Annotated in this window: 17 protein-coding genes; 11 read left to right on the top strand and 6 right to left on the bottom strand. The window is 72.6% G+C overall.

Annotated features, from left to right (window positions below):
- Positions 1-18: 18 nt before the first annotated feature.
- From RV983_RS09770 to RV983_RS09785, 4 genes are all read left to right on the top strand, one after another.
- A complete protein-coding gene (locus tag RV983_RS09770) occupies positions 19-1,401 on the top strand; it encodes an MbnB/TglH/ChrH family RiPP precursor modification enzyme (protein ID WP_475985401.1) in 1,383 nt (460 codons plus the stop codon).
- A gap of 160 nt (positions 1,402-1,561) precedes the next feature.
- The gene (locus RV983_RS09775; RefSeq protein WP_475985402.1) at positions 1,562-2,299 is read left to right on the top strand and encodes a DUF4142 domain-containing protein; all 738 of its coding nucleotides are present in this window, start codon (positions 1,562-1,564) and stop codon (positions 2,297-2,299) included.
- A gap of 13 nt (positions 2,300-2,312) precedes the next feature.
- The gene (locus tag RV983_RS09780) at positions 2,313-3,497 is read left to right on the top strand and encodes a DUF1996 domain-containing protein (protein WP_475985403.1); all 1,185 of its coding nucleotides are present in this window, start codon (positions 2,313-2,315) and stop codon (positions 3,495-3,497) included.
- Between the two features lie 70 nt (positions 3,498-3,567).
- The gene (locus RV983_RS09785) at positions 3,568-4,314 is read left to right on the top strand and encodes a TIGR04222 domain-containing membrane protein (RefSeq protein WP_475985404.1); all 747 of its coding nucleotides are present in this window, start codon (positions 3,568-3,570) and stop codon (positions 4,312-4,314) included.
- Between the two features lie 56 nt (positions 4,315-4,370).
- Here the strand turns inward: RV983_RS09785 and hemQ are convergent, their stop codons facing one another.
- Positions 4,371-5,102 (bottom strand): hydrogen peroxide-dependent heme synthase, encoded by a 732-nt coding sequence (gene hemQ / locus RV983_RS09790; RefSeq protein WP_475985405.1) that lies wholly within the window; start codon positions 5,100-5,102, stop codon positions 4,371-4,373.
- Between the two features lie 4 nt (positions 5,103-5,106).
- Positions 5,107-6,576 carry a protoporphyrinogen oxidase gene (gene hemG / locus RV983_RS09795; RefSeq protein WP_475985406.1) on the bottom strand — a complete coding sequence of 490 codons (1,470 nt, stop codon included), beginning with the start codon at positions 6,574-6,576 and terminating at the stop codon, positions 5,107-5,109.
- A gap of 125 nt (positions 6,577-6,701) precedes the next feature.
- Here hemG and RV983_RS09800 point away from each other — a divergent pair, with 125 nt between their 5' ends.
- The gene (locus RV983_RS09800) at positions 6,702-7,655 is read left to right on the top strand and encodes a DUF4349 domain-containing protein (protein ID WP_475985407.1); all 954 of its coding nucleotides are present in this window, start codon (positions 6,702-6,704) and stop codon (positions 7,653-7,655) included.
- 96 nt (positions 7,656-7,751) lie between these two features.
- Here the strand turns inward: RV983_RS09800 and hemE are convergent, their stop codons facing one another.
- Positions 7,752-8,795: a uroporphyrinogen decarboxylase gene (hemE, locus tag RV983_RS09805; protein WP_475985408.1), complete on the bottom strand. Its 1,044-nt coding sequence runs from the start codon at positions 8,793-8,795 to the stop codon at positions 7,752-7,754.
- A gap of 89 nt (positions 8,796-8,884) precedes the next feature.
- Between hemE and RV983_RS09810 the strand changes: the two genes are divergently transcribed.
- The 5 genes from RV983_RS09810 (at position 8,885) to RV983_RS09830 (ending at position 15,703) form a co-directional block, all read left to right on the top strand.
- Positions 8,885-9,532, top strand: coding sequence for a DUF3000 domain-containing protein (locus tag RV983_RS09810; protein WP_475985409.1), 648 nt, complete (start codon positions 8,885-8,887; stop codon positions 9,530-9,532).
- Positions 9,533-9,740: 208 nt separating this feature from the next.
- Positions 9,741-10,403 (top strand): LuxR C-terminal-related transcriptional regulator, encoded by a 663-nt coding sequence (locus RV983_RS09815; RefSeq protein WP_475985410.1) that lies wholly within the window; start codon positions 9,741-9,743, stop codon positions 10,401-10,403.
- A 79-nt stretch (positions 10,404-10,482) separates the two neighbouring features.
- On the top strand, positions 10,483-11,718 hold the full coding sequence (locus tag RV983_RS09820; RefSeq protein ID WP_475985411.1) for an HRDC domain-containing protein: 1,236 nt from the start codon (positions 10,483-10,485) through the stop codon (positions 11,716-11,718).
- A gap of 629 nt (positions 11,719-12,347) precedes the next feature.
- Positions 12,348-13,568 (top strand): thiolase family protein, encoded by a 1,221-nt coding sequence (locus RV983_RS09825; RefSeq protein ID WP_475985412.1) that lies wholly within the window; start codon positions 12,348-12,350, stop codon positions 13,566-13,568.
- Entirely contained in the window at positions 13,565-15,703 is a 2,139-nt protein-coding gene (locus RV983_RS09830; RefSeq protein WP_475985413.1) for a 3-hydroxyacyl-CoA dehydrogenase NAD-binding domain-containing protein, read from the top strand. Before RV983_RS09825 ends, RV983_RS09830 begins: the two co-directional genes overlap by 4 nt.
- A 77-nt stretch (positions 15,704-15,780) precedes the next feature.
- On the opposite strand, the gene RV983_RS09835 is transcribed toward RV983_RS09830, so the two are convergent.
- From RV983_RS09835 to RV983_RS09845, 3 genes are all read right to left on the bottom strand, one after another.
- Positions 15,781-16,722 (bottom strand): SPFH domain-containing protein, encoded by a 942-nt coding sequence (locus tag RV983_RS09835; RefSeq protein WP_475985414.1) that lies wholly within the window; start codon positions 16,720-16,722, stop codon positions 15,781-15,783.
- Positions 16,719-17,990, bottom strand: coding sequence for a peptidoglycan-binding protein (locus RV983_RS09840; RefSeq protein ID WP_475985415.1), 1,272 nt, complete (start codon positions 17,988-17,990; stop codon positions 16,719-16,721). Before RV983_RS09840 ends, RV983_RS09835 begins: the two co-directional genes overlap by 4 nt.
- An 88-nt stretch (positions 17,991-18,078) precedes the next feature.
- A complete protein-coding gene (locus RV983_RS09845; RefSeq protein ID WP_475985416.1) occupies positions 18,079-18,951 on the bottom strand; it encodes a DsbA family protein in 873 nt (290 codons plus the stop codon).
- Positions 18,952-19,051: 100 nt separating this feature from the next.
- Between RV983_RS09845 and RV983_RS09850 the strand changes: the two genes are divergently transcribed.
- A complete protein-coding gene (locus RV983_RS09850) occupies positions 19,052-19,462 on the top strand; it encodes an NTP pyrophosphohydrolase (RefSeq protein WP_475985417.1) in 411 nt (136 codons plus the stop codon).
- The last annotated feature ends 12 nt before the right edge of the window (positions 19,463-19,474 follow it).

The raw sequence follows: 19,474 nt of genomic DNA on the forward strand, positions 1-19,474 counted from the left end.
GGCCCGGTGGAGCACTCGATGTTGGGCACGGGAATCGGCTGGCGTCCGGAGATCGCGGACACCGTCGAGGCGCTGGCGGAGGCCGGCCGCGTCGACTGGGTCGAGGCGGTCGCCGAGAACGTGTGTCCCGGCCATGTCCCGGACTCCTTGGTCCGGTTGCGCGAGCGCGGGGTCACCGTCGTCCCGCACGGGGTGTCGCTCGGCATCGGGGGCGCCGAGCGGCCCGACCCGGAACGGCTGGCCGCGCTCGCGCAGCGCGCGGCGGCGCTGGGCGCTCCGCTCGTGACCGAGCACATCGCCTTCGTCCGGGGCGGCGGCGAAACGACCGGCTCCGCCCCGCTGGAGGCCGGGCACCTGCTGCCGGTGCCGCGCACCCGCGACGCGCTGGACGTGCTCTGCGAGAACGTGCGCATCGCCCAGGACGCGCTGCCCGTGCCCCTGGCGCTGGAGAACATCGCCGCGCTGGTCGCCTGGCCCGACGAGGAGATGAGCGAGGGCGCCTTCCTCGCCGAGCTCGTGGAGCGCACCGGCGTACGCCTGTTGATGGACGTGGCCAACCTGCACACGAACCACGTCAACCGCGGGGAGGACCCGATCGCCGCCCTCGACGCGCTGCCGTCCGGGGCCATCGCCTACGTCCATGTCGCGGGCGGCTACGAGAAGGACGGCGTGTGGCACGACAGTCACGCCCATCCCGTGCCCGCGGCCGTACTGGACGTGCTGGCGGCGCTGTACGAGCGAGCCTGCCCGCCCGGCGTGCTGCTGGAACGCGACGACGACTTCCCCGCGGGGGACGAGCTGGCGGCCGAACTGGCCTCCGTCCGGGCAGTGGTGGAGGCCGCGGCACGGCCCCGGGCCGGCGGGCCGCCCGCCCTGCCCGGGGCTGTCGCACCGGCGGCGCGGGCCGCGCGGCAGCGGCTCGCCCTGCGCCAGACGGCTCTGCTGTCCGCGCTGGTGGCCGGCACCCCGGTGCCGGAGGGTTTCGACCGGGTCCGGGTCGGCGTGCAGAGCCGCGCCCTGGCGGCCAAGCGCGCCGGCATCGTGGCGAAGGTCGCGCCCGAACTGCCGGAGATCCTGGGCCCGGTCTACCGGCCCGCGTTCCTGCGCTACGCCGCCGCCCGCCCGCTCGGCGGGGGCTACCGGCGCGACGCCCTCGACTTCGCCGCCCACCTGCTCGACGGGGCGGACGAACCAGCCGGCGCATCCGCAACAGTTTCCGCGGCCGGTGTGCCCGACGCCGCGGCCTTGCGCCGACTTCACATCTGGTGGCGGGAACGCTCTGGTCCTGCGCCCCTGAACGGATGGCAACGACGGCTGCTGCGGCACCCGTTCACGATCACGCGACAGCCCTCACGCGTATTCATACGTATGCGGGGAACGCTCCGTTCAAAGCTGCCATAATCTTTTTCAACAGGCCTCCGACCTGCGATGCAAATACCAGCGGAGGCAGTTCACCGGGAAACGCAACAACGTACCAAGAACAGCGCGGCGATTACCTGGAATCACGAATACGTGATGTTAACTCGCCCGGACCGCGTCAAACGCACTAACGTGCGGTCCCATGCGATCCACCCGTTACGCCACCGGACTGAGCCTCGTGGTCGGGGCTTTCGTGGTCACCCTGGCCGCGCTGGCCTACCCGGTCATGTCAGGGCTGAACAGCCCCGCCGTCACCACGGCCGCCGCCCAGACGGTCTCCACGCAGTACGGCCCGCTCACCCAGCTGGACCGCACCTTCGTCACCAAGGTGCGACTGGCCGGCCTGTGGGAGTTCCCGGCCGGACAAATGGCCCTGCAGAAGGGGACGACCTCCGCCGTCAAGCGTGCGGGGCAACACCTGATCGACGGCCACACGGGCCTGGACTCGTCATGCCGGACGATCGCCCCCCAATTGGGCATCCCCCTGCCCAATCAGCCCACTCAGCAGCAAATGGGCTTTCTGGCCACTTTGTCCGCGGCCAATGGCAAGGATTTCGACCAGAAGTTCGCGAACATCCTGAGGCTCGCCCACGGCCAGGTGTTCTCGGTCGTGGCGCAGGTTCGTGCCACCACCCGCAACTCGCTGGTCCGCGAGCTCGCGGACCAGGCGAACACGACGGTGCTCGACCACATCACCGTCCTGGAGAAGACCGGGCTGGTGAACTTCGACCAGGTCGCCGTCGACACCACCGCGAGCCCGACCAACCCCGCGGCCGCGGTACCGGTCTCCCCGGCCCCCGGAGAACCGACCTTCATCGTCACCCCGTCCCCCACGTACTCCCTCCCTCCCGCGGCGTCCTCACCCCAGCCGTCGCAGTAGAAATGAGCTATCCATGCCCACACGACAACAGATGAATCACCGGCGCAGGTTGAGCACCAAGCAACTCGTGCTGATAGCCGTGCTGGCACTGCTCGGCTCCGGCGGCACCTTCGCCCTGGTCACCGGCACGGCTTCGGCCCACTGGCGGCCCTCCTCCGGCCACTCCAACGGGTGGCAGAAGCCCACCCCGTGGAACAGCACGAAGGCCGACACCGGGAACAACGGAGGGAACCAGAACAACGGCGGCCAGAACGGCGGGACCGCCGCCCCGTCCGCCCCGTCCGCCTCGGCCTCCGCCTCGGCCTCCGCCTCGGCCCCCGCCGGCGGCACGCAGACCAACGGGCCGGTCGCGGCGGACTTCGCGGACATCCGCTCCGTCCAGCCGAACGCCCAGCGGGCGGCCAACCAGCGGGGCGCCTCGCGCGGCGCCTTCACCGCGCGCTGCGGACGCAACGAGAACAAGCACAACAACCCCGACAACTTCATCGTGGCCCCCGGTGTCTCCAACGGCGCGCACCATGTGCACGACTACGTGGGCAACCTGAGCACCGACGGATTCTCGACCAACGAGACGCTGGCCGCGGCCGGCACGACCTGTGCCCGCGGCGACAAGTCGACCTACTTCTGGCCGGTGCTGCGCGCCCGCACCGCGGGCGACGCGCCCGACGCGGACGGCAACACCGGCACGATCCTGCAGGCCCGCTCGGTCAGCCTGACCTTCCGCGGCAACCCGACCGCCAAGGTGGCCGCCATGCCGTCCACCATGAGGGTCATCACCGGGGACGCCAAGTCCTTCACCAACGGCGTCGCCAACGCCAAGGCGTCGTGGAGCTGCACGGGCTTCGAGAACCGCCAGCTCACCGACAAGTACCCGCTGTGCCCGCGGGGCAGCCAGGTCGTCCGCACCCTCGTCTTCCCCAGCTGCTGGGACGGCGCGAACACCGACAGCGCCAACCACCGCACCCATGTCGTCTTCCCCGACGGCGCGGGCCAGTGCCCGGCCGGCACCAAGCCGGTCCCCCAGCTCCAGATGCGCCTGACCTACCAGGTGCCGCAGGGACCGAACTACGCGGTCGACAGCTTCCCCGAGCAGCAGCACAAGCCGGTGACCGACCACGGGGACTTCGCCAACTTCATGCCGGCGAACCTGATGAACCAGGTCGTGAGCTGCATCAACCGCAACCGCGCCTGCGGCTGACGCCCCGGTCCGGCCGCCCGATCCGCGAAATCCCGGGCGGACCCCCCGGGGGTTGGGCTAGAACTCCCCCATGTGGATGCTGTTCCTCTGCGTGGCCTGGGCCGCGGCGATCGCCTCCTGCACACACCTGTGCAAGGCGGCGGTCGCCGCGGCCCAACTTCCTTTGGGGGCGCCCGCCGAGGGCGAGCGCCGGCTCGGGCTGTACGAGATGGCCTACCTCTCCGGCGGCCCGCGCCGGGTGACGGACCTGGCGATGGTCACGATGGGCCGCCAGCGGCGTCTGCACCTGGCGGGGACCGGCTGGGCGACCGTCGTCGACCCCGAGGGGCAGAACGCCATCGAGCGCGCCCTGATCGCCGCGATCGGTCCCGGGGGTCAGCGGCAGATCCCCGCGGCCCGCGCCGCGCACGCCGCCTCCGATGTGCTCGGCGCCCTGGCGGACCGCCTCACCGCGGCGGGTCTGGCGGTCCCGGCGGCCGCCCGTGAGTCCGTCGCCTCGGGCATGCGCGAGGTGCGCGCGGCTCTTGTCGTCATCGTCGTCATGCTGGTCGCCGCGACCGCGGGCAATCCGGGGGGCGCGGCCCCCATCGCGCCCTGGTTCGCGCTTCCGCTGCTGCTGACGGCCGGCTGCCTGGGCATCGCCCGCGTCGAGATCCACCCCTACAGCCGCTGGGCCTCCGCCGCCGGCCAGGACCTCCTGCGGTCCGTCCCCGTCCCGCGCACCCCGGCACCCGACGATCCCCGGCTGCTCACCGCCCTCGCGGTCCGCGGCCCGTCCGCGCTCTCCGACCCCGAGCTCCGCGCCGCCCTGGCCTGACAACGCCGGAGGGGCGGCCGGTCACCGGCCGCCCCTCCGCTCGGACTGCGGCGCCGTCAGGCCAGACCCGCCACGAGCTCCGCCACCGACCGGCGACGGCCGGTGTAGAACGGAACCTCCTCGCGGACGTGCATCCGCGCCTCGGAGGCCCGCAGGTGGCGCATCAGGTCCACGATCCGGTGCAGTTCGTCCGCCTCGAAGGCCAGGATCCACTCGTAGTCGCCCAGCGAGAACGACGCCACCGTGTTCGCCCGCACGTCGGGGTAGCCCCGCGCCATCTTGCCGTGGTCGGCGAGCATGCGGCGGCGGTCCTCGTCGGGCAGCAGGTACCAGTCGTAGGACCGGACGAAGGGGTAGACGGAGACGTAGTCGCGGGCCGTCTCGTCTGCCAGGAAGGCCGGGATGTGGCTCTTGTTGAACTCCGCCGGGCGGTGCAGGGCCATATTGGACCAGACCGGGTCCAGACGGCGGCCGATGCGCGTGCGCCGGAAACGGTTGTAGGCGTCCTGGAGGGCGTCCGCGGTCTCCGCGTGCCACCAGATCATGACGTCGGCGTCGGCGCGCAGACCGGAGAGGTCGTAGGTGCCCCGGACCGTCACGTCCTTGGCGGCGAGCTGTTCGAAGAGCTCCTCGACCTCCTCCGCCCAGCCGGCCCGGTCCTCGGGCAGGACGTCGCGCAGCCGGAACACCGACCAGAGGGTGTAGCGGATGACCTCGTTGAGGTCCTTGGCCTTCTTGCCCGCGTTGGGGGCCTTGGCCGGTGCGTCGGAAGCAGTCGAGTCGGTCATGGGGCTATTGTCCCGCGCCGGGTTCCGCGGACGGCCGCAGGGTGCCCAGGACCTGGTCCGCGGCGCCGCGTGCGCTCGCCACACAGGCGGGCACGCCCACGCCCTCGTACACCGCCCCGCACACCGCGAGGCCCGGCAGCTTGGCTACCTGCTCACGCACGCGGGCGACCCGGGCGAGGTGGCCGACCGGGTACTGCGGGAGGCCGCCGTCCCACCGGGTGACACGGGCCGCGACCGGCGCCGCGGTGAGCCCGACGGCCTCGCCGAGGTCCTCCCGCGAGAGCCGGACGAGGTCGGTGTCGTCCCAGGCGAGATCGGCCTCCTGGCCGTGGCGCCCGACCGAGGTACGCAGCACGTAGACGTCGGAGTCGGCGGCCCCGCTCCAGTGCCACTTCTGGCTGGAGAAGGTGGACGCCTTGATGGTGCGCCCGTCGACCGGCGGCACGAGGAAGCCGCTGCCGGGCAGCGCGTGTGTGATCTCGCGGCGCCGGAAGGCCATCGTCACCAGGGCGACGCTCGCGTACTCCACCGCCGCCAGATCGGCCGCGGCACCCGGCGACTCCGAGCCCAGCAGCTTGGCCGCGGCGGGCGCCGGCACCGCCAGCACGACCGCGTCGGCTTCCAGCATCTCGCGGACGCCTTTGTGGTCCCAGGAGACCTGCCAGCCGCCCGGGGTGCGCCGCAACTGCCGTACGGGGGCGTCGGTGACGATGCGGGCGCCGGCGGCGCGGCACGCCTCGGCGACCGCGACCGGCAGCCGTCCGACGCCGCCGCGGATGCCCGCGAAGACCGGCGCGGCCGCCCTCTTGACGTCCGCGGCGGCGGCCGCGGACGCGGACGCACGGCGCTGGGTCTCGCGGACCGCCTCGATGAGGGACCGTCCGGAACGGGCGCTCTCGTACAGCTGCGGAATGGCGGCGCGCAGCGAGATCTCGTACGCGTTGCCCGCGTACACCCCGCCCAGCAGCGGGTCGACGAGGCGGTCGACGACCTCGTGGCCGAGCCGGGCCGCGACATAGGTGCCGACGGCGACGTCGTCGCCCACCTTCGTGCGGGGCAGCACGTGGTCCAGCGGCAGCCGCGCCAGCCCGGCCGCGGAGAGCACACCGGAGGCGGCGAGCGAGCCGATGTCACCGGGGACGCCCATCACCCCGCCCTTGGGCATGGGGCGCATCCTGCCGCGCGTCCAGAGGCCGGCGGTGGTCGTCGCGGGCGACTCCAGGTCGTCGCCGAGGCCGACGGCGCGGGCCAGGTCCACCGCTTCGGGGCGGCGGGCCAGCAGCGACTCCGCGCCGAGGTCGACGGGGACGCCGGCGATCTCGTCCGCGTACAGCTTGCCGCCGAGCCGCCCGGAGGACTCCAGCACCGTCACGTGTGCCGCACCGCCCTCCAGCAGGAAGTGCGCCGCGGAGAGTCCGGAGACCCCGCCGCCGACGACCACCACATGTCCGGCCCGGGGCTGCGTTTCGCTCATGCCTCCACTGTCTCAGACGCCGGAACGAGCCCTAACCGTGACCTCTTCGGGATCACGGATCCGAAACCCCCGTCCCGTCGGCGGCGTCGAACCTGCGACACCCGCGCCGGACCCAGGGGGACCCCATGAACGCACCAACGACCGCCGTCCGCAGAGCACTTGCCGCCCTGGCACTGGCGGGCGCGCTCGCCCTGACCGGTTGCAGCGCGTCCGACGACGGCAGCCTGCAGAGCAGTGCGGACGACAAGGCCGTGACGGAACCGGCACAGCTCCCGGCGGACGGCAAGGCCGAGCAGGACTCCGGCGCCTCGGGAACCTCGGCCGGCAAGGGCAAGGGGACGCCCGTCCTCGACCGCTCCCTCATCGTCCGCACCGCGACGCTCACCGTCGAGGCCAAGGACGTCCCCGACGCGCTCGCCGAGTCCCGCACCCTCGTCGAGGCCGCGGGCGGCTACATCGGCGACGAGAGCACGTCCCTGGACGACGAGGGACGCGAGCACTCCCGCGTCACCGTGCGGGTGCCACCGGCGGACTACGAGCGGGTGCTCGGGGACCTCGCCGGCCTCGGCAGGCTCCTGGGGCGCAAGGTCAGCGCGGAGGACGTGACGAGCCAGGTCGTCGACGTGGAGAGCCGCATCAAGTCGCAGCGCGCGAGCGTCACGCGGGTGCGTGAACTCATGGACCGGGCGACCAGGCTGAGCGACGTCGTCACGCTGGAGGGCGAACTCAGCACCCGCCAGGCCGATCTGGAGGCACTGGAGGCGCAGCAGGCCTCGCTCAAGGAGCGGACCGGCATGGCGACGGTGACCCTCGTCCTCACCGAGCCGGACCCGGCCGCGGCGCCGAAGAAGGCCGACGGATTCTGGGCCTCCGTGGGCGACGCGCTCGGCTCGGGCTGGCACGCCTTCTACGTGACGCTGCGCGCCCTGCTGATCGCCCTCGCCGCGGTGCTGCCGTTCGCCGTGCTCGCCCTGCTCGGTCTGCTGGTCCACCGGCTCCTGCGCCGCCGCCGCGGCCCCGTGGCGCCCGCACCGGTCACCGCACCCGTGGTCACCGCACCCGAGCAGCCGCGCTCCTGACGCGACGCGCGCACGGTCCGTGCGGTGCCGCACGGACCGTGCGCGGAAGCGGCGAGGAACAGAACGGAACAGAAGGGGACGGCGTGGCCCGAAGCCTCAGCGCGCCGTCTCCTGGTGGACGAACTCCACCAGGCGCGTGAGCGCGTCCGGGTCCATGGACGGCAGGACGCCGTGCCCGAGGTTGAAGATGTGCCCGGGCGCGGCCTGCGCCGAGTACAGCACCTCGCGCGTCTTCTTCTCCACGGCCGCGGTCGGCGCGAAGAGCACCGCCGGGTCCAGGTTTCCCTGGAGCGCCTTGTCGGGGCCGACGCGCCGCGCCGCCTCCTCCAGGGGCACCCGCCAGTCGACGCCGACGACGTCCGCGCCGGCCTCGCCCATCAGCCCGAGCAGCTCGCCGGTGCCGACGCCGAAGTGGATGCGTGGCACGCCGTACCCGGCGACGGCGTCGAAGACCTTCACCGAGGCCGGCATGACGTAGCGCCGGTAGTCCTCGGGGGCCAGTGCGCCGACCCAGGAGTCGAAGAGCTGCACCGCGCTCGCGCCGGCCTCGATCTGCACCTTGAGGAAGGCGGCGGTGATGTCCGCGAGCCGGTCCAGCAGCCGGGCCCACAGCTCGGGCTCGCCGTACATCAGCGCCTTGGTGCGCTCGTGGTTGCGTGAAGGGCCGCCTTCGACCAGGTAGCTGGCCAGCGTGAAGGGCGCGCCGGCGAAGCCGATCAGCGGTGTGGCGCCGAGTTCGCCGGTGAGCATGCCGATCGCCTCGGTGACGTACTTGACGTCGTCGGGCTCCAGGGGGCGCAGCCGGTCGAGGTCGGCGGCGGTGCGGATGGGATCGGCGACGACGGGGCCGACACCGGGCTTGATGTCGAGGTCGAGGCCGATGGCCTTGAGGGGCACCACGATGTCGCTGTAGTAGATGGCCGCGTCGACCTTGTGGCGGCGCACCGGCTGCAGCGTGATCTCGGTGACGAGGTCGGGCCGCGTGCAGGACTCGAGCATCGGAATGCCCTCGCGCAGCTTGAGGTATTCGGGCAGGGAGCGGCCTGCCTGGCGCATGAACCACACGGGGGTGTGCGGCACGTGCCGGCGCCGGCACGCCAGGATGAAGGGGGAAGCAGCGGTCTGCTGGTGCGCACTCACCTCCAAATCTTCGCATGCGCCAAGTGGGCGACCCGCCCAACCGGGTGTCGTCCCTCATTGAAGCCGCCCTTCGGCCTACGCTTCCGGGCATGGCAGCGGCTCATGGGCACCTCTCGGACGGGAACGACGCCCCTCTCCCGTTCCAGCACGCGGTCGACGCGCTGCGGCGCGCTCGCGTTCGGAGCGAGGTCGAGCTCGAACCCGTACCGCCGCCCAAACGCCTGGCCCCGCACGCGTACGCCCTGGAAGCGGCCGTCGTGGTGGAGGGCGAGGAACTGGCGGACGGCCGGCTGGTGCTGCTGTACGACGCGGACGGCCAGGAGGGATGGCAGGGCGCCTTCCGTCTGGTGACCCTGGTCCGGGCGGAGCTGGAACCGGAGATGGCCGGCGATCCGCTGCTGCCCGAGGTGAGTTGGTCGTGGCTGACCGGCGCCCTGGAGACGCACGGCGCGGCCTTCGACGCGGCGGGCGGCACGGTGTCGCGCAGTTCCTCGCACCACTTCGGCGCGCTCGCCGAGCGCGAGGACTCCACCCGCATCGAGATCCGCGCCTCGTGGACGCCGGTGGCGCCCGCCGGTGGCGTGCCGGACGTCGCCGCGCACCTGGCGGGCTGGTGCGACCTGATGTGCACGAGCGCCGGGCTGCCCCCGGTACCGGCCGACCCGCGCCCGCCGCTCGGCGGGGCGCAGTCCGTCGTTCCGCTGCCGAAGCGGCGCGGTCCGCAGCAGACCCGCTGACCCCGGCTGCCCGACCTCACGCTTTACCGCCGTCAACACGGGCCCACACGCGATGAACGCGATCTTCACACCTACGATCGACAACGATCGACAGGGCGTCCGAATTGCCGGAATTGTTACTAAACAAACCGTGATCTTTCTCTAAAGCCGGGCGAAGTTGCTGCCGAAGGAACCTGTGACCCTTCCAGCAACAGTCCCAGGAGGCCCGGTGTCGGTTCTTCTCGAGCACCCCACAAGCCTGGTCGCCTACCGCCCGAACAAGCCGACCGCAATGGTGGTTGTCGCCGACCCCCGCGTTCGCTCCACCGTGACCCGCCATTTGTGGGCGCTCGGGGTGCGCGACGTGATCGAGGCGTCCTCCGTCGCTGAGGCCAGGCCGCGGGTCGGCACCCCCCGAGACATCTGCGTCGCCGACGTTCACCTCCCCGACGGATCCGGGCTGACCCTGCTCGCAGAGACCCGCGCCGCGGGCTGGCCCAACGGCCTGGCTCTGTCGGCCGCCGACGACATCGGCGCGGTGCGCAACGCCCTCGCCGGTGGCGTCAAGGGCTACGTCGTCACCGGAACGCGTACCAACCTCGGCATTCCCGGGCGCCCCGGCGGCTCCCCCATCGGCGCGGCAGGACAGCGCATCCAGCGCCGGCCTCCCGGCGCCCCCGGCCACGGCGGCGGCTACCGGGAGCTGTCGGGCCGCGAGGTCGAAGTGCTCCGGCTGGTCGCGGAGGGCCAGTCGAACAAGGCGATCGGCGTCTCGATGGGCTTGTCCGCGCTCACCGTCAAGAGCCACCTGGCGCGCATCGCCCGCAAACTCGGCACGGGCGACCGCGCGGGCATGGTCGCGGTAGCGCTGCGTACCGGCATCATCCACTGATCGCAGTCACAGCCCCAAGGCGCCCGTCGACGGAACGTTCCGTCGGCGGGCGCCCGCCGTACACGGATACTCTTGACTGGTGACCGACGCCCGAGAGACCGCAACAGAAGCACCACCGGCGCCGGTCCCGCTACTGGACCCGCGCGAGGGAATCCCGCCGGTGACCGCCAGCCCGGAAGCCTTCGCCGACGTCGTGGCGGCCTTCGCCACGGGCTCCGGACCTGTCGCCGTCGACGCCGAGCGCGCATCCGGTTACCGCTACGGACAGCGGGCCTATCTGGTCCAGCTGCGCCGCACCGGAGCAGGGACCGCGCTGATCGACCCCGTCGCCTGCCCCGACCTGTCGTCGCTGAGCGAGGCGCTGGACGGCACGGAATGGGTGCTCCACGCCGCGACGCAGGACCTGCCCTGCCTCGACGAGGCGGGTATGCGGCCCACGCGGCTGTTCGACACCGAGCTCGCGGGACGCCTCGCCGGATTCGCGCGGGTCGGACTCGGCGCGATGGTCGAGAACGTCCTCGGCTACGCCTTGGAGAAGGGGCATTCCGCGGTCGACTGGTCCACCCGGCCGCTGCCCGAGCCGTGGCTGCGCTACGCCGCCCTCGACGTCGAGCTCCTCGTCGACCTCCGCGACGCGCTGGAGGAGGAACTGCGCGACCAGGGCAAGCTGGACTGGGCGATGCAGGAGTTCGACGCCATCGCCGCCGCCCCGCCGCCCCCGCCGCGGGTCGACCCCTGGCGCCGGACCTCCGGCATGCACAAGGTGCGGCGCCGCCGCCAGATGGCCGTCGTCCGCGAACTGTGGAATCTCCGCGACCGGCTCGCCCGCGAGCGCGACGTCTCCCCCGGCCGCGTCCTCACCGACGCGGCGATCGTCACCGCGGCCCTGGAGGCGTCCCCGAACGCGCACGCACTGGCCGCGCTGCCCGGTTTCGGACACCGCATGGGACGGCGTCAGCTCGAGCAGTGGCAGGCCGCGATCGACCAGGCCCGCCTCATCCCCGAACGCGAGCTCCCCCAGCCGGGCCCCGCCTTCACCGGGCCCCCGCCGCCGCGCGCCTGGGCCGACAAGGACCCGGTCGCCGCGGCCCGCCTCACGGCGGCCCGTGCGTCCGTCTCCGAACTCGCGGAGCAGCTCAACCTCCCGCAGGAGAACCTCATCACCCCGGACACGGTCCGGCGCCTGTGCTGGGCGCCCCCGAGGGACCGCACACCCGAGGCCGTCTCCGCGTTCCTCGCGGACGCGGGCGCGCGGCCCTGGCAGGTCGAGCTCACCACGCCGATCCTCACGGGGGCGCTCGCCGCGCACCCCTGACGCCGCGCTGCGCTTCGCTGTACCGGGTTTTTTCCCCGCCCTCCCTCCCGATGACCCGGCGCGGTAAGTCACCGCCTTGCGTTGCGTGCGTACGGGGGTCGGTGCCGCGCCGTGGTAGGTCCTCAGCGCTCGCGGTTTACGCCTACATCGTTCGGCATCGACCCCGCGGTCGCCGCTCGTCGCTTCCGGGCGCACCCCGCCACACCCTCCCGGGCCGGTTGGGGCGACTGACGGCCGGTGGGGTGTCTGTTGGCGGCGACGGCTGCGCCCTTGGGTGGCGCGGCGTCAACGGCTGCCCGAGCACGGTGCCGCTCACACTCCCCACCGGGGATCAGGCGCATGACGAAACCTGAGGGCCGGTGCGCAGATTCAAGGACCTGAGGCACCGAAATGTGCTGTCCGGAATGGCCGGCCCCGAAGGCCCCGGACCCGCCCACCCCACACGCGCGTCGGGGCGCCCGGACTTCCTGGGGCACACGGGCGGGAGGGCCGGGGGGGAACCGGGGAAGACACGAGGTGTGACCCCACACACCCGCACTGGGCACATCGGTTACCGATGAGTAGCATGGAGCCCGGAGCCGCCGTCTTCTGCCCGCGGCAAGCGAACCCGCATCCTGAGGAGAGCCAACGTGCCTCGTACCGCTAGGGACGTCGTCTTCGTCGACGGCGTCCGCACCCCGTTCGGCAAGGCGGGCCCGAAGGGCATCTACCACGAGACCCGTGCCGACGACCTGGTGATCAAGTCCATCCGGGAGCTGCTGCGGCGCAATCCCGCACTCGCCCCGGAGCGGATCGACGAGGTCGCGATCGCCGCGACCACCCAGATCGGCGACCAGGGCCTGACCCTGGGCCGTACGGCCGCGATCCTGGCCGGCCTGCCCAAGTCGGTGCCCGGCTTCTCGATCGACCGCATGTGCGCGGGCGCGATGACCGCGGTGACCAGCGTCGCCGGCGGTGTCGCCTTCGGCGCGTACGACGTGGCGGTCGCAGGCGGCGTGGAGCACATGGGCCGGCACCCGATGGGCGAGGGCGTGGACCCCAACCCGCGCTTCGTGTCGGAGAAGCTGGTCGACGACTCCGCCCTCTTCATGGGGATGACGGCGGAGAACCTGCACGACCGCTTCCCGCACCTGACCAGGCAGCGCGCCGACGAGTACGCGGTCCGCAGCCAGGAGAAGGCCGCGAAGGCGTACGCGAACGGCAGGATCCAGCAGGACCTGGTGCCGGTGTCGGTGCGCCGCACCAGCCCCGCGGCCGGCGAGACCGGCTGGGGCCTGGCCACGACCGACGAGCCGATGCGCCCGGGCACCACGCTGGAGAACCTGGCGGGCCTGAAGACCCCGTTCCGCGCCCACGGCAACGTGACCGCGGGCAACTCGGCCGGCCTCAACGACGGTGCCACCGCCTCCCTGATCGCCGCCGAGGACGTCGCCCAGGAGCTGGGCCTCCCGGTGAAGATGCGCCTGGTCTCGTACGCCTTCGTGGGCGTCGAGCCCGAGGTCATGGGCATCGGTCCGGTCCCGGCGACGGAGAAGGCGCTCGCCAAGGCGGGCCTGTCGATCGCCGACATCGGCCTGTTCGAGGTCAACGAGGCGTTCGCCGTGCAGGTGCTGTCGTTCCTCGACCACTACGGCATCGCCGACGACGACACGCGCGTCAACCAGTACGGCGGCGCCATCGCGTTCGGCCACCCGCTCGCCTCCTCCGGCGTCCGTCTGATGACGCAGCTGGCCCGCCAGTTCGAGGAGCAGCCGCACGTCCGCTACGGCCTGACCACCATGTGCGTCGGTTTCGGCATGGGCGGCACCGTGATCTGGGAGAACCCGCACTTCGACGGAGGCAGCAAGTGACCACCACCGCCGAGCTTCTCAAGGGAGCGGCCGAGCTGTTCCCCGACGAGGTCGTGACGCAGGCGCACGTGCGCCACCTCGACCTCCCCCAGGACGCCGGGCGTTTCGCGCTCATCACCCTGGACAACGGCCTGGACCACACCAAGCCGACCACCTTCGGCCCGCAGTCGCTGGCGAACCTGAGCGCCGCTCTCGACCAGGTCGAGAAGGAGGCCGCGGACGGCGGGATCATCGGCGTCGGTGTCACCGGCAAGCCGTTCATCTTCGCGGTGGGCGCCGACCTCAAGGGCGTCGAGCTCCTGGGGCGCCACGAGGACGCGCTGGCCATCGGCAAGGGCGGCCACGACGTCTTCCGCCGCCTTCAGGGCCTCGCGGTGCCGACGTTCGCGTACTACAACGGCGCGGCCATGGGCGGCGGTGTCGAGATCGGCCTGCACTGCTCGTACCGCACGGTCTCCGCTTCCGTCCCGGCGTTCTCCCTCCCCGAGGTCTTCCTGGGCCTGGTCCCGGGATGGGGCGGCTGCGCGCTGCTGCCGAACCTCATCGGCGCCGAGCGCGCGGTGAGCGTCATCATCGAGAACTCGCTCAACCAGAACAAGCAGCTCAAGGGCGGACAGGTCTACGACCTCGGCATCGCCGACGCGCTGTTCGAGGGCGCGGACTTCCTGGAGCAGTCGCTCGCCTGGACCTCCGCCGTCCTCAAGGGCGAGATCCAGGTCATCCGCCCCGAGGTGGACCGCGGAGCGGCGTGGGACGAGGCCGTCGCCAAGGGCCGTGCCTTCGCCGACTCCAAGGTGCACGGCGCCGCTCCGGCCGCGTACCGCGCGCTGGACATCATCGCCGCCGCCAAGAACGGCGATCTGGCCGCCGGCTTCGACGCCGAGGACGAGGCCCTTGCGGACCTCATCATGGGCGGCGAACTGCGCTCCGGTATCTACGCCTTCAACCTGGTGCAGAAGCGCGCCAAGCGCCCGGCCGGCGCCCCGGACAAGAACCTGGCGCGCCCGGTCACCAAGGTGGGCGTCGTCGGCGCCGGCCTGATGGCCTCTCAGCTGGCGCTGCTCTTCGCGCGCCGCCTGGAGGTGCCGGTGGTCCTCACCGACATCGACCAGGAGCGCGTGGACAAGGGTGTCGGCTACGTCCACGGCGAGATCGACAAGCTGCTGCTCAAGGGCCGCGTCAACCAGGACAAGGCCAACCGTCTCAAGGGCCTGGTCTCCGGTTCGCTCGACAAGGCCGCCGCCTTCGGCGACGCGGACTTCGTCATCGAGGCGGTCTTCGAGGAGATCGGCGTCAAGCAGCAGGTGTTCGCCGAGGTCGAGGCGGTGGTGAAGCCGGAGACCATCCTGGCCACCAACACCTCCTCGCTGTCGGTGAGCGAGATGGCCTCCAAGCTGGAGCACCCGGAGCGGGTCGTCGGCTTCCACTTCTTCAACCCGGTCGCGGTGCTGCCGCTGCTGGAGATCGTGCGCGGCGAGCAGACCGACGACGCGTCGCTGGCCACCGCGTTCGCCGTGGCGAAGAAGCTGAAGAAGACCGCGGTCCTGGCCAAGGACGCCCCGGCGTTCGTCGTCAACCGCATCCTGACCCGCTTCATGGGCGAGATCCAGAACGTCATCGACGAGGGCACCCCGGTCGCGACCGCGGAGAAGGCCATCGAGCCGCTCGGTCTGCCGATGTCCCCGCTGGTGCTGCTCGAACTGGTCGGCCCGGCGATCGGTCTGCACGTCTCGCAGACGCTCCACCGCGCCTTCCCTGACCGCTTCACCGTCTCCTCGAACCTCGCCGCCGTCGTCGAGGCGGGCAAGCGCGGCTTCTACGTCTACTCCGCCGAGAACGGCTTCAAGCCGGAGCTGGACCCCGAGGTCGCCGCGCTCCTGGTGCAGGGCGACACCGTGCTGACGGAGGGCCAGGTGCGCGCCCGCGTCCTGGACGCCGTCGCGCAGGAGATCGGCATCATGCTGGACGAGGGCGTCGTCGCCGAGGCGCAGGACATCGACCTGTGCCTGATCACCGGTGCCGGCTGGCCCTTCCACCTGGGCGGGATCACCCCGTACCTGGACCGTGAGGGCGTCTCCGAGCGGGTGAACGGCAAGCCGTTCCTCGCCCCGGGCGTCGCCGGCGTCCCGGCGTAACACCGCAGTACGACGAAGGGCCGCCCGGGCTTCGTGCCCGGGCGGCCCTTCGTCGTTCCGGCTGTCGGCCGATCTCGCTACTTCGCGAAGGCGACCGTCAGATCCCTGACGAGCGCCCTGCGTTCGTAGTCGTCGAGCTCGACCAGGCCACGCTCGCTGAGGCCGCGCACCGTGTCGTCGACGGCCGTGAGCACGTCGTCCAGGACGGCGCGGCGGTGCCGGGCGTCCAGGGCCGCCAGCCGGGCCCGCTCCATGGCGGGCGCGACGGAGGGCGCGTACACGACGCGCACGGGCTGGGCGGAGAAGACCTCGACGCCCGCCGGACGCAGGTCGCGCGCGAGCACGCGGGTGAGTTCCTCGGCGAGGATGTCGACGTCGCGGAGGGTGGGGCCGGAGCCGCGGAAGTCGTCGGCCGGGAGCCGGGACGCGCAGCGGGTGACGGCGGCCTCGGTCTGCTCGCGCAGGAAGCGCACATGCTCCTCGACGGCGAAGCAGGCGCGGGCGGTGTCACGGACCCGCCACACCAGCAGGACGGTGACGAGCACCGGCGTGCCGGCCGCGTCGGTGGCCTCGACGGGGCTGCCGCGCCAGTGCCGGACCGTGATGTGCACCCGTCGCCGCGGCAGCAGCGGGTTGATCCACAGCAGCCCGGTGCGCCGTACGGTGCCGCGATAGGCGCCGTGCCGGGTGAGCACCCAGACGGAGCCGGGGCGGCCCCGCGCCAGTCCCAGCGCGGCGAAGGCGGCGAGGGCCGCCAGGAGGACGGTGGTCAGGTACCCCAGCGAGTGCGGGTCGCCGCCGTAGCGCAGCGGGACGACCACCGCCGCAAGCGCCGCGGCGATGGCGACGGCCAGCGCCGGAGTGCCCGGCAGGCAGCGTCCCGGGCGCTCCGTGATGTCGGAGTCCGCGCTGGGCGGCGGGAATCCCGCCGGGGAGAGCTGGGGAGTGGGGGACGGCGCGGGGATCAGCGGCCCCGCAGGCTTCGCGGCGGGGAACGGCGTCGTGTCGGTGGTGGTCACGAGAACAGTCGCCTCCAGGTCTCGGGTCCGGGGTGACCGTCGGCCTCGCGGCCGGACCAGCCCTGTGCGTGCTGGAACGCCTCGACGGCGCGCCGGTCGGCCTCGCCCCAGGTGGGGCCGGGACCGGACCGGTAGTACGTCCCGAAGCCCTTGGCCACCAGTTGCCGGCCCAGCAGGAGGACATGGGGACCGGACTGGCCGGGGCGGAAGCTCCCGGGTCCTGGATAGGCGGTGGGAGCGGGGCCTGCCGCCGTGCCGGCGGGGCCCTGCGACGGCACGGCGGCCGCGTCAGGTACCGGAGCCGTGCTGCCGGGGGCCGTGGGGTCCGGTGCTCCCCGCCCGATGTCGGCCCCCCGGCCGTCGACGAGGTAGCGCCATGTCGCCGGTCCGGGGATGCCGTTGGCGGCTCCCCCCTTCCAGCCCTGTGCCCGCTGGAAGGCACGGGTGGCGCGCTGGTCCGCCGCGCCCCAGCGGGGCCCGGGCCCGGAGCGGTAGTACGGGCCGCCGCCGCGCGTCCGCAGCATCCGGCCGAGCCGGGTGACGTTGGCATTCGAGGTCCCGGCGCCGAACGACAAGCTCCCGGGGAAGCCGTCGAACAGGTCGTCACCGGAGTCGCCGTCCTCGCTCAGGTACTTGTAGCGGTAGGGACGGTAGCCGGAGTCCGGCGGCAGCGGGATCTCGGACATCTGGGTGTGCGGCGGGGCCTGCTCGTAGGCGTTGTAGGCGGTGTGCTCCTCGTCCGCCCAGCCGGCGAAGATCCTGACGTGCGAGCCTCCGTGGGGACTCCTGCGGCTCTGGTAGAGCAGGATGTCGCCCGGCTCGAGGTCGTCGACGCCGATGCGGTAGGCGAAGCGGGGCAGACTGCCGGTCCACTCACTGCGGTTCAGGCCCCAGGCCATGGAGACGAAACCGGAGCAGTCCTGCCGGTAGCCGTCGCTCCAGTACTCGTTCATCCGGTACGGGACCTCGGCGTCCACCCAGGTCCGTGCCCGGTCCAGGATCTCACTGGCCGACAGGCGCATGGGTGCCGCGGCGAGTTCGGGGCCGGCCTGGGCACGGTTCCCGGGCGCCGGGGCCGCGACGGTGACGCCGGGGATCGCGGCGACCGCGCCCGCGGCGGCCACCACGGCCACCGCCGCGGGTGCCGCACGCCACCCCGGAGACGTTCCTGACCTGCGCGCCGTCGCCCGGATCAACCGTGTGCGGGCGCAGTCCTCGCACCCGCAGCCGGGCCGCGGCTCGACGTCGACGAACACCGGCGGGGACATGCGCACCACTCCTCTGAATCGGATGCCACATGCCCCCCTTACCCCATTTCATAGGAAAAGCTGCGAAATAGGGCGAGAGTGCGCGCGATCAGCCGACCGGAGTGACGCTCTCGCTGGTGGTAGCGGACGGATCGGTCCCGCCGTCCGCGGTGCCCGCGGTGCTCGTGGCGGTGTCCGACGGGGTGCCGGCAGTGGCGCCGTCCGTGGGGCTCGCCGACGAACTCGGGCTGGGGCTCACGGCCTGACGGACCGCCAGAGCCACGGCCTTCTTCACCATGCCGCGCAGACGGGACGGCGTCAGCCCGTCCACGCCTCCCGTCGGGGCGGTGACGGTCTCACCGTTGACCTGCACGACCGGCGCCATGGTGAACCCGGCCTCGGTGAACTGCTGCTGGGACTTCTTCACCCAGCCGTCGTGGTCGCGTTCCTCGACGCAGGGCACGAACTTGCCCTCGTCGATCTTGCCGACCTTCCTCGAGACCTCCTTGATCAGCTTCTCGCTGTCAAGGGCGTCGTCCTGGACGTCGGCGGGCTGCACGGCCCACAGCGCGTCCACGAACTGCGTGAAATGGCCCTGGTCCTGGGCGCAGGCGGCCGCGTTGGCAGCGACCAGCGAGCCCTCGCCGCCGTTCGCGGCGTCGGAGGGCGTCACCAGGCGGTAGTCGATCTGGACCTGTCCCGCGGCCAGCAGCTGCCTGAACGTGTCCGCGTACTCGGCTGCGAACGCCTTGGACTCCGGGGCACGCAGGTCCTCGTACACCGTCAGCGTCACCGGCAGCACGTTCGGCCGCACCGGCACGTTCAGGCTGTCCTGACCACCGGCACCGGTCGGCGCCTTCGCCGAGTGCTCCTTCTCGGAACGCACATGCGCGCCGATGACGGCCGACCCGCCGAACACCACGGCCAGGACGACCACGGTCCCGGCGTACGACCGCAAGCGCTTGGACTTCGTCTGCTTCACCGGGTCTTTCTACCACCGGTCCCGGTGCCCGGATGAGGGCGGGGGGCCGTCCCGGCGGAAGGAGGGGCCGCCCCCGGGCCGCTGTGCCAGGCTGGTGGGTGTGAACGCCATTGCCGTCCCCTTGGTCGTCGTCGACGCCGCCAACGTCGTGGGCTCGGTGCCCGACGGCTGGTGGCGCGACCGGCGGGGGGCGACCGAGCGGCTGCGGGACGCACTCGCCCCCCTCGCCGCGACAGGACTCCCGGAGCGGCCGGACGTGCCGGAGTGGGCCCGCAGGCCGCCGCTGGAGCTGCTGCTCGTGGTGGAGGGCGCGGCTCGCGACGTGGCCACGGTGCCGGGGGTCCGGGTCGAGGCCGCCCCTGGCGTCGGCGACGACCGGATCGTCGAGCTCGTCACGGACCGCCGGCCGCCGGACCGGCCCTGCCTCGTCGTGACCGCCGACCGCGACCTGCGCGAGCGCGTCACCCCGCACGACGCCGCCGTGGCGGGACCGCGAGCGGTGCGCCCATAGGGCGTGCTTCGG

The organism is Streptomyces sp. RLA123, from assembly GCF_056270165.1.

Excerpts from the sequence above, each read along its gene's own strand:
- RV983_RS09770 (WP_475985401.1), top strand. The coding sequence starts at position 19 with ATGTTGGGCACGGGAATCGGCTGGCGTCCGGAGATCGCGGACACCGTC.
- RV983_RS09775 (WP_475985402.1), top strand. The coding sequence starts at position 1,562 with ATGCGATCCACCCGTTACGCCACCGGACTGAGCCTCGTGGTCGGGGCT.
- RV983_RS09780 (WP_475985403.1), top strand. The coding sequence starts at position 2,313 with ATGCCCACACGACAACAGATGAATCACCGGCGCAGGTTGAGCACCAAG.
- RV983_RS09785 (WP_475985404.1), top strand. The coding sequence starts at position 3,568 with ATGTGGATGCTGTTCCTCTGCGTGGCCTGGGCCGCGGCGATCGCCTCC.
- hemQ (WP_475985405.1), bottom strand. The coding sequence starts at position 5,102 with ATGACCGACTCGACTGCTTCCGACGCACCGGCCAAGGCCCCCAACGCG.
- hemG (WP_475985406.1), bottom strand. The coding sequence starts at position 6,576 with ATGAGCGAAACGCAGCCCCGGGCCGGACATGTGGTGGTCGTCGGCGGC.
- RV983_RS09800 (WP_475985407.1), top strand. The coding sequence starts at position 6,702 with ATGAACGCACCAACGACCGCCGTCCGCAGAGCACTTGCCGCCCTGGCA.
- RV983_RS09810 (WP_475985409.1), top strand. The coding sequence starts at position 8,885 with ATGGCAGCGGCTCATGGGCACCTCTCGGACGGGAACGACGCCCCTCTC.
- RV983_RS09840 (WP_475985415.1), bottom strand. The coding sequence starts at position 17,990 with ATGTCCCCGCCGGTGTTCGTCGACGTCGAGCCGCGGCCCGGCTGCGGG.